Here is a 17632-nt window from a genome sequence, read left to right on the forward strand (position 1 = left end):
TTCCACCCCACAAATAATAGACTCAATTATTCATAATCATCGGTCAGCCAATTGCGGAGAAGCTGAGCAACCGCATCCGGTTTCTGCTTTACAAACTTCTCCAATTGCTTCTTAACCTCAGATCTCTCTTCAATATCAATTTCCGGTACCGGTTCTTGCTTGTTTTCAATATTGTATTTAGATGGCATAACCACATCCTCTGCTCCTGCCAGAACAGGAGAAAGCTGCGGCTTCCTGGACTTTCTGGGCATTGCAACTATAACCAGCACTACAAGCATTACCAGCAGAAGCGCAGGCAGACCGTAATCTGACAGCAGCCCCTGAACAGTCTCTCTAAGCGATTGTGTCTCCTGAACCGGAGGCGCAACTTTCAGCTTTGTTACCGAAAGGTTCTGTACAGGTATACCTGTTGCCTTGCTTGCAAGCTCCTTAACCTGAGCCATCAAATCGTCGGTGAGCTTGGAATCATCAGCAACACGGCTGCCATACAACAAGGTTATGGCTGCTGTGGTTTTCTCAGGAATAACCTCTCCCAGGGATTTTACACTTTGCTTGGAAGTCTCGGTATAGGCATAATTTTCAGTTATATCTGATTTTTTATAGGTCTTTGAATCAGATGACCCCATAGGATATGACGGAGTATTTCCAGGATTTGAATTGACGCCGGCAGGAGTATCGGTTGAGTCTCCGTTTTTGAGATCCTCTTTTATTTCCTGCCTGCTTACAATAGCTCCCGTATCCATTCCGTCAGGATTTGAAATTTCTTTTGAAGACTGGGATAATGTATCGAAATCCAGGACAGGATTAACTACAACCCTGGCAGCATCAAAGCTGTCAAAGGTTTCGTTCAGCACTGCTCTGAGATCTTTTTCATAATCACTTTTCACTTTCTTTTTCATGTCATACTGCGTAGCAGTTTTTTCCATGCCCGTCTCATCCTGCTCAATACTGAGGGGATTTCCGTTTTGATCCACAACTGTGACATTCTCAGGGCTAAGTCCTTCAACACTGCTTGCTACAACCTTGACTATGCTTTCAGCCTGTTTTGGTGTTATGTCACCAACTTTGGTAATAACTACCGAGGCTTTGGCATCCTTACTGTCGGTGTCATCAATAAAAAGTGTTTTTTCAGGACGTGTTATGGTAACACTTGCATCCTTGACATTCTGAATAAGCTTTAGCTGCCTGGCAATGTCAGATTCATCAAGCTGCTGCCAGATATGCTTCTTGTCACTTTCAGTAGTATTTATCTTTATACTGCTCAGAGCATCGGCAAAAGTCAGACCGTTTTTGGGATATCCGGCAGAAACCAGCTCGAAATGGGCCGAGTCGCTGTCTTTTACGTTAACTATTATTCCGGACTTGTCCTCTGTAAGTTTATAAGAAATTCCTTTTTCAGACAGGATTCCTTGCATTTGTGCAATATCAGCAGGGTCGGCATTACTAATCACTGTCGTGTAGGACGGTCTTGTCAGAAGAAACAAACCCAGTCCGACTGCAACAACAACTATTCCCGATGTAATATAGATTCTTATTCTTTGAGACTTATCAAGTCCCTTCCAAAAATCTTGAATTGGTTTAAGTATTCGAGATAAAATTTCCGGCAACTCTACCACCTCGATTTATAATATTTTATCTTTAGTGTAAAACCTTGATGATTTCAATTATCAAGTAAACTATTTAGTAAACTAAATTTGCATTCTCATAATTTCTGAATAAGCATCAAGTATTTTGTTTCTTATCTGCATGGTGAACTGCAGCGCAATGCTGGCCTTTTCACCTGCAATCAGGACTTCGGGTATATTATCCGTCTTTCCTAAAGCAAAGTCTTCTTTCAGTTTGCTGGCCTCATTTTCCAGATTTGTTACTTTCATAAGAGCCGAGTTCAGATACTCGCCAAAACTTATTTCAGGAGTTTTAACCTCCTCATTTACACCACTTAGCCCAACATTGTCAGGCATCAACTGCTTTACCTGAGAAATACTGTTAACCGCCATTTGAAACCTCCCAATTACTTACCAATTTCCAAGGCCTTTAAAGCCATGGATTTGGTGGCATTTATTGAAGTAACATTAGCCTCATAGGACCGGGATGCAGAAATCATATTTACCATCTCGGTAACTATATCCACATTTGGCATACTCACATAGCCATTTTCATCAGCGTCGGGATGTCCCGGGTCATATACCTTTTTAAACTCTGAGGCATCCTCCACTATCTTGCTGACTCTGACACCCTGTCCGCCATTTAACTTGTCATTTGCAGCAGACAAATAGGATGAAAACGAATCGGCTCCTGTACGCTCTTCCAATATGACTTCTCTTCTTCTATAGGGTGTTCCGTCCTCAGTTCTGGTTGTATTGATATTTGCTATATTCTGAGAAATTGTATCCATTCTCAGCCGTTGGGCAGTCAAGCCCGATGCCCCGATATCAAGTGAAGTAAAAAAACCCATTATTAGCCTCTCCCTTCTGATATGACGCTCTTTATCTTACTGTAATTTCCGTTAAGCATCTGAATAAGAGCGTTGTATTTAATCTGGTTTTTAGCCAGATTAGCCATTTCGCTGTCTATGTCAACATTGTTGCCGTCTATTCTCATGCTGGAATCAGAATTATCCTCCACAAGTTCAGGCTCGATGCTGTCAACGTTGCCCCTGCTGTTTATGGCTATATGCCTTTTATCGGTAACTGTCCCTTCAAGCTTGGTTCTTCCCATGGAATCATTAAGATACTCTTCAAAAGCTACGTCTTTTCGTTTATATTGAGGCGTGTCGACATTTGCCAAATTTTGCGTTATAACGTCGTTTCTTGTCCACGAAGCATTCAACGACTTTTCCAGAATACTACTTTTACCGAACAAATTTTGTATCATTGCAAATAGCACCCCCGTAAAAATTTGTATAAACGAATTATATTATTAGATAAATTTTAGCATAATAATTTTAAAAAAACAACAAATATAGTTAGATTATAGCGTAATATAGGACTAATTACTTAATCCAGTTTTTAACAGTCTCATTTATTTCTGAAATAAGTGCAAGAGATCTGACGGCATTTTCAGCATTTCTTTTTCTTTTATCTCTTATACCTGTGTCGAAATTATTGAATAACCCAAAATTTACATTCATGGGTTGAAAGTTTTTAACGCTGGCATCCGAAATATAATTGCTCAAAGCTCCTATTGCCGTGTTAGCCGGAAATACAACCCTGTCTTTTCCCAGTATCCCTGCCGCGGCATTTAAACCTGCAACAAAACCGGAGGAAGTGGATTCTATATAACCTTCAACTCCTGTAATCTGCCCTGCAAAGTATATTGAAGGATTTTTTCTCAGCTTGTAGGTATTGTCCAGCAGTTTGGGCGAATTTATATAGGTATTTCTATGCATTACACCAAATCTGACAAATTCCGCATTTTCAAGTCCCGGTATCAGACTGAATACCCTTTTTTGTTCGGGCCACTTCAAATGAGTCTGAAAGCCTACTATATTGTACAGGGTTCCGTTTTTATTGTCCTGTCTGAGCTGTACCACCGCATAGGGCTTCTGGTTTGTTCTTGCGTCCATGAGCCCTACGGGCTTTAACGGACCGAACCTCATTGTATCCTTGCCTCTCTGTGCCATGCTTTCTATAGGCATGCAGCCTTCAAACACCATTTTCTTTTCAAAATCCTTTACCTCCGCAAGTTCCGCCCCTGCCAATGCATTGTAGAAGACTTCATATTCCTCCCTGTCCATGGGACAGTTTATATAGTCGTCCGAGCCTCTTCCATACCTGGCGGCCCTGAATGCCTTTTCCATATTTATAGATTCACAGGTGACGATAGGCGCGGCAGCATCGAAAAAGTGAAGATAATCCTCTCCCACCATTTCTCTTATAAAGCCGGACATGCCCTCGGAGGTCAATGGGCCTGTGGCCACTATTGCAATATCGCCTTCAGGAATACCTGTCTGCTCACCATGGATTATTTCTATATTGTCCATGGCTCTTATGCTTTTTGTTATATATTCCGCAAAACCCTCCCTGTCCACAGCAAGCGCTCCCCCGGCAGGCACTCTTGTGCTGTCTGCCGCCTTCATTACCAGGGAATCCATTGTACGTAATTCTTCCTTTAACAGGCCTACTGCATTTTCCAGTTGATCAGATCTTAGTGAATTGCTGCAAACCAACTCTGCAAAATTCTCAGAATGGTGGGCAGGTGAATATTTCTGAGGTTTCATTTCATAAAGCCTTACCGATATTCCCCTTTTTGCCAACTGATAGGCTGCCTCACAGCCTGCCAGTCCTGCTCCGATAACATTTACTGTAGCTTTCATATAATCCTCCTGCTTTCGTTACGGAATACAAAATTTGTATTGAGTGTTTCGGGTGCCTTCGGCTGCACAAGCCCCCGGCCTTCAGACATTTTTTATACCCTTTAAAAATTTATACTTCCCAGACAATAAAATAAACCGAAAGACAGCCTGCTCTTCCGGTTATAAAAGTCAATTATATAGGTAATGACTGAAAGCCCGGGTCAGGGGTGAAAATCCTTTGCAAAACCAGGTTCAAGCCCCAACTGCCCCCAAGTCTTTTTGTTTTTTGGTCCATTTTGTCTATTTGGTCTTTTTTGCTGTGTCTTCACTGTTGCTGGGACACTTTTCATTGCTGCACTTAAGTTCAGCCTTCTTGCCGGAACTCTTCTTCAGCATGAAATTCCCGCACACGCCGCAGGTTTCACCGGACGGCATCTCCCAACTCATAAAGGAGCATTCGGGATTTCTTTCACAGCCGATATATTTTCTTCCTTTTTTAGTCTTTTTAAATAATACCTTGCCCTGGCAAACGGGACACAACACTCCGGCCTCTTCAACTATGGTCTTTGTATTGCGGCACTCGGGAAAACCGGGACAGGCCAGGAACTTGCCAAATCTGCCATGCTTGACAACCATATTTCTGCCGCATTTTTCACAGATGACATCTGAAACTTCCTCCGGCACTTCAACATCGCCGATTGTCTCCTCAGCCTGCTTCAAAACTCCCTCAAAGGAAGAATAAAAATCGTTCATTACGGCCTTCCAGGGCTTTTGTCCGTCTTCGACGGCATCCAGTTCGTTTTCCATCTGAGCGGTAAATTCTGCGTCAACAATATCCACAAAGTGCTTTTTCATTATTTCGTTAACTATTTTCCCAAGCTCGGTGGGCAGAAGAAGTTTCTTATCTTTTACCACATATCCTCTGGATAAGATGGTTGTTATTGTAGGAGCGTAAGTACTCGGCCGTCCTATGCCTCTTTCTTCAAGCGCCCTTACAAGCGTGGCTTCGGTATATCTGGCCGGAGGCTGTGTAAAATGCTGCTTGGGAGTATTCTTTTTCAATTCCAGGACATCTCCCTGTACCAGCTCAGGCAGGTTGTTTTCCTCTTCATCTGCCTCTTCTTTGCCCTCGTTATCCCTGCCCTCAATATACAATACCATAAAGCCCGGAAATTTAACTTTGGAACCGTTGGCTTTAAAAATATATTTACCTGCTGAAATATCCGCACTAACTGTGTCATATACGGCAGAAGACATCTGGCTTGCGATGAACCTGCCCCAAATCAGCTTGTAAAGCTTGAACTGTTCGGCAGTCAGCGAATCCTTTACCTCCTCCGGAGTAAGGTCTATATATGTGGGGCGGATTGCTTCGTGGGCATCCTGAGACGCGGATTTGTTTTTGTATACTCTTGGCGTCTGAGGTATATATGCTTCTCCATATTTCTTTGTCACATAGTCCCTTGCTTCGTTCTGAGCCTCAGCGGATATTCTGGTGGAGTCGGTTCTCATGTAGGTTATAAGACCAACAGAGCCATGACCCTTTATATCAATACCTTCATATAGCTGCTGAGCAACCATCATTGTCCTCTTTGTGGTAAATCCAAGCTTTCTGGAAGCTTCCTGCTGCATGGTGCTGGTAATGAAGGGTGCAGCCGCAGCCCTCTTTTTTTCCTGCTCTTTTACCTTTTGAACAACATACTGGCTATTCTCTATTTCCTTAAGGATAGCATTTACCTGCTCTTCATTATTTAATTCAAGCTTTTCGGTGGCGGTTCCGTGGAACTTTGCTTCAAAGCTGGGATTAACCTTGGGTTTTGCAAGCTTTGATATTATTGACCAGTATTCCTGTGAAACAAAGCTGTCTATTTCCTCCTCCCTGTCGCAAATCATTTTTGTTGCAACAGACTGGACTCTTCCCGCGCTTAAACCCTTCTTTACCTTTTTCCAGAGCAGAGGGCTGATCTTATAGCCTACTATTCTGTCCAGAACTCTTCGGGCCTGCTGTGCATCCACAAGATCCATATCAATCTTCCTGGGCTGCTTTATTGCACTTTTAACAGCATTCTGAGTTATTTCATTAAAAGATACCCTGCATTTTTGACTTTCATCTATATTCAAAAGGTTTGCCAAATGCCATGATATTGCTTCACCCTCACGGTCAGGGTCGGTAGCCAGATAAACTTTTTTTGCAGTCTTGGCTTCCTTTTTAAGCTTGGATATAACGTCACCTTTGCCTCTTATTGTAATATATTTTGGCTCAAAATTGTTTTCGATATCCACTCCCATCTGGCTTTTAGGCAAATCCCTTACATGGCCTACAGATGCTTCCACCTTATAGCCCTTGCCTAAAAACTTCCCAATGGATTTAACTTTTCCGGGAGACTCCACAATAACCAGGTTATCAGCCATTTTATTCCTCCGTATCAATTGCTGTGCATTTTATGATATTACAATTTTTATCAGATAAATACTAATTTAAACTGCTTTTTAAAATCTGTCAACATTACGTTGAGCAATAACACTGGTAAAATAGTAATTTCTGTAATTATCAGGGCGCTTAACAAAAATTTTTTTGCAGCCATAAATTATTAAAAAATTTTAAAATATTTCTCAATTTTGTTTCTCATTTCAGAACTGCCTATTTATTGTCATCCTAATCAAATTATGCACATATAAACTAAAAATATGACCGGAAAAGACAGAGAAACTAAAATCACGTTCAAGGGCAAAGCTCGAAAAATTTTCCCGGCATTTGAGCAACAACTCCCTTCATTTCCAACATGAATAGAATATTGTTTATTTCACTGATGGAAATATTGCTGTGCTGGATAATTTCATCAATATGATGTATCCCCTTCTGAATTGTTTTTATCACTCGTATTTCTCCGGTGCTCAGTCCAAAGTATAATTTATGTCCTGCACCTGAAGCAGTATTCCCCGCTCTCCTGCCGGCTGTATCACCGTTTCCCGTCACTGTGGCTTTCTCTTCCCTGTAGTCAAATTCCTCCAGTATGTCCTCCACGCCCAGTACTATTTTGGCCCCTTCACGTATTAAACTGTTAGTGCCCCTGCTATAGGCACAATCAATGTTTCCAGGCACTGCGAACACCTCTCTGCCCTGTTCCAGCGCCAATGCTGCAGTTATCAGGGAGCCGCTTCTCTGTGCCGCCTCCACAATCAGCACCCCTGACGATATTCCACTGATAATCCTGTTTCTAGCGGGAAAATTGTATTGCATAGGAGGAGTCCCGGGAGGGTACTCAGACAGGATCAGCCCTCCTGCTCCAAGTATGCCTTCATATAGCCGCGCATTTTCAGGCGGGTATATGTAGTCCGGCCCGCAGCCCAATACCGCCACTGTCTTTCCTCCTGCGTCAAGACAGCCCTCATGGGCTATGCTGTCAATTCCCCTGGCCATGCCGCTGACTATCTGTACACCTCTCAGGGCCAGCTCATAGGATAATTTTTTTGCTGTTATGGAGCCGTAGTTTGTGGTTCTTCTTGAGCCCACCACAGCCACCGAAAACTCGGAAAGTGCGAAGCTGCCTCTATAGTACAGAGCAACCGGAGGGTCATAAATATGCTTTAATTTTTCCGGGTAGCTTTTGTCAAGAAAGGTTATAAGCTTTATATCTTTTTTCAGCATCAAATCTGTTATCTTGTCAATTCTCTCCCTTTTTTCCCTGCCGAGGATTTCTTCAATATTTTTAGGTGTAAGCAGTCCCTGCTGCTTGAGCTTTTCCTCCGGCAGGTGGTAAATCACCTGAGGGTGGCCGTATACCTCAAGCAGCCTCCGGGCTTTTACCGGCCCCAGACCTGCCAGGGACGAAAGCCATAACCAGTAATCAACCTCTCTCATCTTGTCTATTCTCCTTAACTGTTATCTATGAATTTTCAATATTGCATATGTCCGTATTCTTCAGCCTCGATTTCCCGCACGGTCAAAGCTTCTGTATTGTATGGCCTCGGCAACATGCCTGGATTTTATTGAGTCGCTGCCATCCATGTCAGCAATTGTCCGGGCTACCTTCAGAATCCTGTCATATGCCCTGGCACTCAAGCCAAGCTTTTCAAAGGCTCTCCTTAACAGGCTGGCAGTTGTCCTGTCCAGTCGGCAGTATTCCCGTATAAGAGCAGGAGGCAGCTCAGCATTTGAGTATATGCCCATGCCCACATACCTCTCAAGCTGAATCTTTCTTGTCCTGTTTACCCTTTCCCTGATTGCACCGGAGGTTTCCTCCTCCCCCTTTTTCTCAATATCCTGGTATCTGACAGGCTTGACTTCAGCATGTATATCAATCCTGTCCAATATGGGGCGGCTGAATTTGCCAAGGTACTGCTTCAGCACTCTGGGCGTGCAACTGCATTTTTGCGACGAATCCAGATAATATCCGCATTTGCAAGGATTGGCAGCACATATCAGTGTTGTTCTGGCAGGATATGTCACACTGTTGTTTGCTTTTGTTATACATATCTCACCATCCTCCAGAGGCTGCCTCAATGCCTCTACAGCTTCCATTCCGAATTCCGGGAATTCGTCCAGAAAAAGTACTCCGTAATGTGCCAGGCTTACCTCTCCGGGCCTGATATGCCGTCCGCCTCCTACCAGAGAAGTGTCTGATATTGTATGGTGGGGATTTCGGAAGGGGCGGGACGGAATCAGGGAGTTTTTATAAGGCAGAAGACCTGATACACTGTATATTTTCGTAAGTTCAAGTGCCTCTTCAAATGTCATCTGAGGCAATATTGTGGGAAGCCTTTTTGCGAGCATGGTTTTTCCGCTGCCGGGAGTCCCTACCATCAGAAGGTTATGGGCTCCGCAGGCCGCAATTTCCAGGGCCCGCTTGGCATGGGCCTGACCTCTGACGTCACTGAAATCCACTGATGACGGTGTGTTCTGACGGAAAATATCACTGATGTCTACGGTATGCGGAGTAATCAGGTGCTGTCCGTTCAGATGGGCAATGATTTCCAGAAGGGTTCTCACAGGCAGGACATTGATTTCTTTTACAACGGCGGCTTCATTTGCATTCTCCGCCGGAACAAAAACATTTTTAATGCGGTTGTTCCTTGCGCAGCACACCATGGACAGAATTCCATTCACAGGCTTTATTCCTCCATCCAGGGACAGTTCTCCCAGAAACATGAAATTATCAGGCTCAGAGGCTGTTATTGCCCCTGCAGCGGCCATAATGCCCACAGCTATTGCCGCATCATAGACAGAACCCACCTTTCGGAGATTTGCCGGCGCCAGATTTATGGTTATTCTTCTTACAGGAAATTCAAGGCCGCTGTTTTTTATTGCCGCCCTCACTCTTTCGCGGGATTCTCTCACTGCGGTATCTCCAAGGCCTACTATATCGAAGGCCGGAATGCCGTTGCTGATGTCTGCCTCCACCTCCACGACACAGCCGTCAATGCCCGTAAGTACACAGCTTTTAACCTTTGAAACCATAGGATTTGTGTCCTTTCTTATTGTGAATTTAAAAATAGAAGCAAGCCAATTGCTGTGGGCTTAAAACCAATAGTTTGAGGCTGGGACCCAAGCCTCCTGTTATTCGCCTGCAAGGCAAAAGTTCCAGCGGTAATTGACCTTATAAAAGAATAAATGCTGCCAAAGCACATATGAACAGACAGGATAATAAAAAAACGAATTGCTTTTGACAAAAGAAATGTTTCAAGATACAATGGCTTTAACCTGAATAGCATTGTTCCAATTTCTTAACCGTTTATCATATAGGCACAGCAAAATAGGGATAAAAAAACATCAGAATTTAAAAGAGTTAAAATATAAGAATTAAAAGATAGGACAACAAAAATGTGTAGTAAAACATTGCTGTCCATTTAATCTGTTGTGCTAATTAAAAATGTGGTAAACAGGCAGAAAGCTTAGATGCTGCCACTACCGCACGAGCTTCAAATAAATGCTTGTATATGACTCCTTTGGCAAAAAGCTTTTAATCATACTGCGCATTTCTGTATAGTCGTTCTCGCGTGGCATACAAACTTATCTGTTAAAAACTTTATTAATTAGCATAATAAGTCAATTGACTTATTTAATAATAATATCACAAGCTTATAAAAAAATCATCTGTTTTTTACAATTATTTTAAAGAATGTTTCCTCTTCAATTAAAAACTAAGATCTCCTGCTCTACTCTTCCGAAGTCCGTTTACTTCAAAAAAATCTTTTAAGTATTTCTCAAAAGCAAACCCTCTCGCTTGAGGATAGCTTTCACACCTCACTTTATAAGAGCATACCTTGGGGTTTTACTCATGTAATCAATATAATCCTTGCCAAAAACAGACTTCAAGTGCTTTTCCTCTTGTAATATCAGTCTATGAACAGCCACTATATTAATGACTGCTACCGCTATGGTCAATACGCTTGGAAAGGTAAGTACAAAACCTGTAAACATTATATCAAAGCCCACAAAGGCAGGATTTCTGCTATATCTATATACTCCGGAAGTAATCAGGGAAGTTTGGGTCTGCTTATCTATGCCCACTCTCCAGGAGGTTTTTAAAGAAACCATTGCCGAGATAAATGCAGACACACCTATTGCTAAGGCTATTAACCCAATATACCTATACATATCCGTCTTAATAACCGGACCTATAATACTCTCTGCTTTAAGCCCTGCTACTGAGAAAACGAGCCACATAGCGCCCCATATGAAAGTTGTTGCTTTTACAGTCAGTTCTACTCTGCCTATTTCCTTACTCTTTCCCCCTTTTGCAAGTACATTTGCTTTTATTCCATTCTTTCTATACAGGATTACTAATTTCAAAATATATGAAACAAAAAATGCTAAAAATATTGATAACGACACCACATTTATTAAGCTCATATTTTAACCCCCACTTATCTATTATAAACATATGAACAATTGTTCATATGTTTATTTAATTATATTGCCATTATAAGCCAAAGTCAATGCCCAAAATACATTAATAACTCTACCTAATATGTTGAGAAATCCATTATCTGATAAAAAAACAAGACATAGCCTGTATTTCCTCAGGTTCTGTCTTGTTTTTCACATAATGCAATTATTTACTTTTCATCCCTCAACAAATTTTTCAATTCATCCATGAAGGTGTTTATATCCTTAAACTGGCGGTAAACTGAAGCAAACCGCACATAGGCAACTTCATCCATATTTTTCAGCTTTGCCATGACCATCTCACCGATATCCTCGGTGGTTACTTCCCTTATGAGGGAGTTGTGCAATTGGGTCTCTATGCTTTCAACCATTTTTTCCAGGTCGTTTATTGATATGGGTCTTTTTTCACAGGCTCTCAGAAGTCCGTTCATAAGCTTTTCCCTGTCAAAGGGTTGTCTGGATTTATCCTTCTTAATCACCATCAGGGGCAGACTTTCCACCTTCTCATAGGTGGTAAATCGTTTAGAGCACTTGATGCATTCTCTTCTTCGCCTGATTGCCGAACCTTCGTCGGTGGGTCTGGAATCTATAACTTTATCTTCAATAAAACCGCAAAATGGACATTTCATTCTTTTATCCTCCAAGAAAAAACAGGATGTAAAATAATTCAATATCCATTTTACCTTATTTGATAATTTTTGTATACTTTTTTTCCCGCACTGCTGCTCTTTGATGCCTGTGTCCTCGCTATGAGCAGCTTTGGCTTTTTATCAGCCTGTCCTGTCCACTTTACACCGGAACTGTACGCATCACTTCAGATATACTTTTTCATATGCATAAGGGCAGTCTTCTCCAACCTGGACACCTGGGCCTGGGATATTCCTATTTCGTCGGCAACTTCCATCTGAGTCCGCCCTTCAAAGAATCTCAGGTTTAAAATGAGCTTTTCCCTGTCGTTCAGCTTTCTCATTGCCTCCTTGAGGGTTATGGTCTCCAGCCAGTTTTCATCAATATTTTTGTCATCACTTACCTGATCCATGACAAATATGGCATCACCACCATCGTGATAAACAGATTCGAAAAGTGATATGGGATCCTGTATTGCGTCCAGGGCAAACACAATGTCTTCCTTCGGCAGTTGAAGCTCGGTTGCAAGCTCGGCTATTGTAGGTTCCTTGGAATTCTTTGTTGTCAGCCTTTCCTTGGCCTGCAGCGCCTTATATGCAATATCCCTCAGGGATCTGCTGACCCTTATGGAATTGTTGTCTCTTAAATATCTCCGGATTTCACCTATTATCATTGGTACAGCATAGGTTGAAAATTTTACATTCTGAGACACATCAAAATTATCAATAGCCTTAATCAATCCGATGCACCCCACCTGAAACAAATCATCAACATATTCGCCTCTGTTATTAAAACGCTGGATCACACTAAGTACCAGCCTGAGATTGCCCTTGATAAATTCGTCCCTGGCAGAATTATCTCCCTTGTGCATTCTTTCAAACAGTGCTTTTTTCTGATCATTTGTCAAAACAGGAAGTTTTGAGGTATTAACACCACAGATCTCAACTTTATTAATAAGCATATAAAAACCTCCCGAGCTATAATAACAAAGTCAATTTTTATTATTGACTTTGTCAATATCATTATTGCCACAGAGGTACTTTTTATACTGCTTTGACCTGCAAAAAATTTTCGTGAAAGGCCTTGACAAAGCCCGTTTTAAGGAGGTTACCAGCATTGTCAGGTCATGCGGCTGATTTCCTTTTTCAATCTGCTGATTATCCTTTTTTCAAGGCGTGAAATGTATGATTGTGATATGCCGAGCATATCAGCCACTTCCTTCTGTGTTTTTTCCACCCCGTTGGCAAGGCCGAATCTTAACTCCATAATCCGCTTTTCTCTGATGGACAGCTTTTTCATGGCAGTATTGAGCAGTTCCTTGTCAACTTCATCCTCAATGCTCCTGTGAATCATGTCATTTTCCGTTCCCAGGATATCCGACAGCAGCAGTTCGTTTCCGTCCCAATCTATGTTAAGGGGCTCGTCAATGGATATTTCGGCCTTTACTCTGTTATTTCTTCTCAGATACATTAGTATTTCGTTTTCAATGCATCTTGATGCATAGGTGGCCAGCTTTATATTTTTTGAGGGATTAAAGGTATTTATGGCCTTAATGAGGCCGATTGTGCCAATGGATATCAGATCTTCAACGCCCACACCGGTATTTTCAAACTTCCTGGCTATGTATACAACCAGCCTCAGGTTTCTTTCAATAAGAATGCTTTTAACGCCGTAATCACTCTCTTCCAGCCTGTGAAGGAGATATATCTCTTCATCGGCAGTAAGCGGCGGAGGCAAAGCCTCACTGCCTCCTATATAATGAACAGGAAATACTCCTCCTAGATTTAACTTTCTCAGAAGCTTTTCATACTTAACCAAAAAGTACATCTTCAACCTGGTAAAAAGTTTCATTTGGCCGTCCCCTTTCAACTGTGGATATTTAATTAATATTATTGAATTCAATTTATCTTGCGGGATGAACATGTGGCAAACAGACAGAAAGCACTTACAAATACAGGTCCGCTTCTATGCGACCAGCTCCGGCCCCAGCAGTGCTTTGTACATGTCGTCTCCCGACAGGGACCTGTTGTATATGCCCACAATTACATTTTTTATATCACGCTTTTGATCCTCTTCTCCAACCTGGATAAAATCTGGCTTAAAGCCAATCAGCATCCCATTTTCCTTGCCCAATGAGCTGAAGGGAATCAGCCTGAAGCGGGAAAACCATCTGGAGGTGGAAATTGTAGCTGTCACACAGCTCAAATCATCTTCCTTGGAGTTTTCAAATATACCCTTTATTTCAGAAGGCAGAAGTTCTTCCAGTGCCTTAAACTCCACAACCATCACCGGAATGTTTGTAAGGGGGTCTTTGAGGGAATTCCCCGTATCCACCAGCGCCGGCAATGCTATGGCCCTGTTGTCAAAGGCTATTATAACAGGCACCAGCAGTTTTTCTCTGGTTATTCTGCTCTGGATGACCTCCATGAAAATCTTTACAATGATTCCCACTGTGGCAATGCCAAAAAACATCAGACTGCCCTTGGACTGGCCGAAAACATATATTATGCCGTTTTTCACAAAACCGCCCTGCTGGTTGAAATACAAAAATGCAAGTGCGGCGCCGGCAAAAATGAAAGTCGATATGTAGAAAATAACCAGGGTTTTCAAAAAGGACAACACCTTTCTGGGCGAGAAGGTTATGGCTATGATAAAAAATGATAAAAGAATTTTTGCCAATGCCGTATAGTAGACCCTGCCTCCCGGCTGTATAATTATAAAAACCACGTAAAGAGCTCCTACTATGGCTCCGGCGAACAACCTCAGAGTGCTTGCCCTCAACCTGGAAAACCTGGCCGTCACGTACAATATAAGGTAATTGATAACCACATTTTCAAGCAACAGAATATCCAAATATATTTCCACTTTGTATCCCTCACAAAACAGCAAATTAGGGTATAAACCACCATATGCCCATACTTTACTATTATTCAAGCCCCTTTGTTTTTATGCCAAGTCATTACATCAACCATCCTTTGATACATCCATAATTATACCTAGTTAATCTATAAAAGTTTGTCAAAAACGAATGTAGAAAAAGAAATATCGTATGACAAAAAGCCCTGATACAAGCGGTATTTATGCTTATTTCAGGGTTTCTTTCAATTATGTCAGAATAAACTGGCGTTAAATGGTTCGAGCTCATTGCTTATACGGATTTACAGCATCAAAGCCTTTCCTTGCCCCACCTTGACCCAGGAAGGCAATCCCGGGAACACAAAAAGGGAAGTGCACTTGCCTCCGGGGCAGGTTAACACTTCCCATATACTTCATATTTCTTAATTATTGCTTATGGCTGCCTATTTGAATCTGTTCCTTCTCAGGAAAGTAGGTATATCAAGTTCGTTGTCAGGTGAAACAGCACCTGAGCTGTTTTTCTCGCTGGTAGCTGCTGCATAGCTGCTGCTGTCATGAGCAGGTACGGCTGCAGTGGCCTGCTTCGCCTTTTCCGCCGGCTTGTCAAATTTCTTTAAAACAGGACCGTTCTCAAAGCCTGTGGCAATAACAGTTATCATTAATTCATCCTTCATATTGTCATCAATAACAGCTCCAAATATTATGTTGGCTTCCGGGTCAGCAGATTTTTGAACCAGCTCTGCTGCGGTGTTAACCTCAAATAAGCCCAAATCCGGACCGCCTGTAATATTTACAAGCACTCTTCTGGCTCCTTCGATAGAGGTTTCAAGGAGAGGACTGTGGATAGCCTGCCTGGCTGCCTCTTCCGCCCTGCTCTCACCTGATGCCCTGCCTATACCCATGTGGGCCAGGCCTGAGCTGAGCATAATGGTCTTTACATCTGCAAAGTCAAGATTTACCAGACCAGGAACTGCAATCAGGTCTGAAATACCCTGAACACCCTGTCTAAGAATGTCATCGGCCATCCTGAAAGCTTCAACCATAGTGGTTCGTTTTTCAACTACCTGGAGCAGCCTGTCATTTGGAATGGTAACCAGGGAATCAACAGAATTCTTAAGGTTTTCTATTCCTCTTTCAGCATGCTGCATACGGGTTCTGCTTTCAAACATAAAGGGCTTCGTAACAACCGCCACAGTCAAAATACCCATCTCTCTTGCCAACTGGGCTACGACAGGAGCCGCACCCGTGCCGGTTCCGCCTCCCATACCTGCAGTTACAAATACCATGTCCGCCCCTTTAATAGCCTGGGCGATTTCATCTCTGCTCTCATTTGCCGCTTTTTCTCCAATGTCGGGATTTGCGCCTGCACCAAGACCCTTGGTAAGCTTGTCTCCAATTTGAATCTTGGTATTTGCCTTGGATAAAAACAAAGCCTGCTTGTCTGTATTTATAGCTATGAAGTCCACACCTCTGAGTCCTGCATCAATCATCCTGTTAACAGCGTTGTTTCCTCCACCGCCGCATCCTACTACTTTTATCTGGGCAAAATGATCCATATCAATTTCAAAATCTAGCAAAGTAAATCCCCCTTTAGCATTGGTAAATTAGACTGGAATTGTTTAATCTGTATATTGATTAATAGGTTAAAATCATAAATAAAAAGTTACAAAAACACACACTAATAATAATATAATATAAAACTGAATAAGGCAAGTTTTGTTTGTATTGCCTAATAAAAAAATTCTTTTAATGCGCTCAGAGCTTTCTTCAGGAAGGTTTTATCCCTGGTTTTCCTGTTTGTCTTTGGCAGGCTTTTTATGCTTATGGTGCTGCCTTCCTTGTCAAGCCTTGCAATATATTTTACCATGCCTGCCGCAGTACAATACTCAAGTGTATTTATGTTCTTCACTTTTGGAACCGCCACCCTGACAGGAATGTCAAATACATCATACGCAAGCTGCATGGCGCCATCCAGCGGCGCTATTCCGTTTCCCGAGAGCACCACACCTGCCCCGTAACTGCCGGGACAATTTGCATTCACCATTTCCCTGCACAGGCTGAATATCTCATATACCCTGGCTTCTATTACCTCTATGGCATCGGAAACCTTTATATTTTTTTTGAAGCTTTCACTTAAATCACTTACCGATATTTCCTGATCGTTTTTGATTAATGCTGTCAGGGCTAGCTGGAACTGCCTTTTTATTTTTTCCGACTCCGAATAAGTCATTTTCAAGGCAATGGACAGGTCATTTGTTATATGATCCCCCCCTACCGGAATGCATTTATTCATTACCAGCTTTTCTTCCTTGTACACGCTTACTTCCGTTGTCCCTCCTCCAACATCAATGAGGATGACTCCCATATCCTTTTCATCGGGCAAAAGTATGCATTCACCTGCGGTAAAGCCTTCGGCAATAAGTCCGTCCACTCTGATGCCGGCCTTTTCCATACTTCTGACTATATTGCGGACAGAAATAATCTTGCCGATAACTACGTCAAAATCCCCCTCCAGCTTGGTGCCCTTCATTCCCACAGGGTCATTTATACCGTCATAGCCGTCAACAATGAATTGTCTGGGAACAACATCTATGATTTCACTGTCCTCCGAAATGGAAATGGTTCCTGCCGAATACAGCAGCTTTTCCACATCATGGCGGGAAATTTCCTTATTGTCATTCATTATATTTGTATATGTCTTGTGATTGATTATATCCACATGCAGTCCGGATATGTTGACATAAGCCGAGACAACCTTGACTTCCGCCTGAGCTTCCGCCTTTTTCACTGCACTTTGTATGGACGAGGAGGTCGCGTCAATGTCAACTATTATTCCTTTTTTTATACCGGAACAGCTTTCAATACCTTTGCCCAAAATTTCTATTTCACCGGTACTGTTGGTTTTTCCAATTACCGTACTCACCTTAGTAGTACCTATATCTACTCCCACAATAACATCAGACACGAAA

General features: G+C 42.3%; 15 protein-coding genes. All 15 read right to left on the bottom strand.

The features are described 5' to 3' along the window. Positions 1-26 precede the first annotated feature (26 nt). Positions 27-1607, bottom strand: a complete 1581-nt coding sequence (gene fliF / locus CLHUN_RS07845) for a flagellar basal-body MS-ring/collar protein FliF (RefSeq protein ID WP_080064031.1) — start codon at positions 1605-1607, stop codon at positions 27-29. 81 nt (positions 1608-1688) lie between these two features. Further along, positions 1689-1997: a flagellar hook-basal body complex protein FliE gene (gene fliE, locus CLHUN_RS07850; protein WP_080064032.1), complete on the bottom strand. Its 309-nt coding sequence runs from the start codon at positions 1995-1997 to the stop codon at positions 1689-1691. Between the two features lie 14 nt (positions 1998-2011). Further along, the gene (gene flgC / locus CLHUN_RS07855) at positions 2012-2455 is read right to left on the bottom strand and encodes a flagellar basal body rod protein FlgC (protein WP_080064033.1); all 444 of its coding nucleotides are present in this window, start codon (positions 2453-2455) and stop codon (positions 2012-2014) included. Positions 2456-2457: 2 nt separating this feature from the next. Next, a complete protein-coding gene (gene flgB / locus CLHUN_RS07860; protein WP_080064034.1) occupies positions 2458-2874 on the bottom strand; it encodes a flagellar basal body rod protein FlgB in 417 nt (138 codons plus the stop codon). 118 nt (positions 2875-2992) lie between these two features. Then, positions 2993-4315 (bottom strand): methylenetetrahydrofolate--tRNA-(uracil(54)-C(5))-methyltransferase (FADH(2)-oxidizing) TrmFO, encoded by a 1323-nt coding sequence (trmFO, locus tag CLHUN_RS07865; RefSeq protein WP_080064035.1) that lies wholly within the window; start codon positions 4313-4315, stop codon positions 2993-2995. A gap of 279 nt (positions 4316-4594) precedes the next feature. Further along, complete coding sequence (topA, locus tag CLHUN_RS07870) at positions 4595-6703, bottom strand: type I DNA topoisomerase (RefSeq protein WP_080064036.1); 2109 nt, start codon at positions 6701-6703, stop codon at positions 4595-4597. A 310-nt stretch (positions 6704-7013) separates the two neighbouring features. After that, the gene (gene dprA, locus CLHUN_RS07875; RefSeq protein WP_080064037.1) at positions 7014-8153 is read right to left on the bottom strand and encodes a DNA-processing protein DprA; all 1140 of its coding nucleotides are present in this window, start codon (positions 8151-8153) and stop codon (positions 7014-7016) included. A gap of 60 nt (positions 8154-8213) precedes the next feature. Next, positions 8214-9770: a YifB family Mg chelatase-like AAA ATPase gene (locus tag CLHUN_RS07880; protein WP_278247528.1), complete on the bottom strand. Its 1557-nt coding sequence runs from the start codon at positions 9768-9770 to the stop codon at positions 8214-8216. A gap of 765 nt (positions 9771-10535) precedes the next feature. Continuing rightward, complete coding sequence (locus tag CLHUN_RS07885) at positions 10536-11144, bottom strand: methyltransferase family protein (RefSeq protein WP_080064039.1); 609 nt, start codon at positions 11142-11144, stop codon at positions 10536-10538. 206 nt (positions 11145-11350) lie between these two features. Further along, positions 11351-11809: a transcriptional regulator NrdR gene (gene nrdR / locus CLHUN_RS07890; protein ID WP_080064040.1), complete on the bottom strand. Its 459-nt coding sequence runs from the start codon at positions 11807-11809 to the stop codon at positions 11351-11353. 185 nt (positions 11810-11994) lie between these two features. After that, positions 11995-12768, bottom strand: a complete 774-nt coding sequence (gene sigG / locus CLHUN_RS07895; protein ID WP_080064041.1) for an RNA polymerase sporulation sigma factor SigG — start codon at positions 12766-12768, stop codon at positions 11995-11997. Positions 12769-12926: 158 nt separating this feature from the next. Beyond that, positions 12927-13658, bottom strand: a complete 732-nt coding sequence (sigE, locus tag CLHUN_RS07900; RefSeq protein ID WP_080064042.1) for an RNA polymerase sporulation sigma factor SigE — start codon at positions 13656-13658, stop codon at positions 12927-12929. Between the two features lie 114 nt (positions 13659-13772). Further along, entirely contained in the window at positions 13773-14672 is a 900-nt protein-coding gene (spoIIGA, locus tag CLHUN_RS07905; RefSeq protein WP_080064043.1) for a sigma-E processing peptidase SpoIIGA, read from the bottom strand. A 434-nt stretch (positions 14673-15106) separates the two neighbouring features. Further along, a complete protein-coding gene (gene ftsZ, locus CLHUN_RS07910) occupies positions 15107-16240 on the bottom strand; it encodes a cell division protein FtsZ (protein WP_080064044.1) in 1134 nt (377 codons plus the stop codon). Between the two features lie 152 nt (positions 16241-16392). After that, positions 16393-17628 (bottom strand): cell division protein FtsA, encoded by a 1236-nt coding sequence (ftsA, locus tag CLHUN_RS07915; RefSeq protein WP_080064045.1) that lies wholly within the window; start codon positions 17626-17628, stop codon positions 16393-16395. Positions 17629-17632 lie beyond the last annotated feature (4 nt).

This window comes from Ruminiclostridium hungatei (assembly GCF_002051585.1).
Classification (GTDB): Bacteria; Bacillota; Clostridia; order Acetivibrionales; family DSM-1351; genus Ruminiclostridium; species Ruminiclostridium hungatei.